We start from the raw sequence: 297 nt of genomic DNA on the forward strand, positions 1-297 counted from the left end.
CCGGCCCCATCGTTTAGCGGCCTAGGACACCGCCCTCTCACGGCGGCAGCACGGGTTCAAATCCCGTTGGGGTCACATCAGTCAGAACGCCTCCGGATCTTCTTCCTTGTGAAGAAGGCCGGGGTGTTGTGCTGTGCCTGAACAACACTGGAAACACCGGTCACCGCGGTCCTGCCGACGATTTTTCATCGCTGGACTGATGTGGCATACTGTTTCCTCGTCCGGCCCCATCGTTTAGCGGCCTAGGACACCGCCCTCTCACGGCGGCAGCACGGGTTCAAATCCCGTTGGGGTCAC

At 60.9% G+C, this 297-nt stretch carries 2 tRNA genes; both read left to right on the plus strand.

The window, feature by feature from the left end:
- The first annotated feature begins 2 nt into the window (after positions 1-2).
- Positions 3-75, plus strand: a tRNA-Glu gene (locus ACL9RL_RS19740).
- Positions 76-223: 148 nt separating this feature from the next.
- Positions 224-296 (plus strand) — tRNA-Glu (locus tag ACL9RL_RS19745).
- The last annotated feature ends 1 nt before the right edge of the window (position 297 follow it).

Source organism: Plantibacter sp. Mn2098 (assembly GCF_049319745.1).
GTDB lineage: Bacteria > Actinomycetota > Actinomycetes > Actinomycetales > Microbacteriaceae > Plantibacter.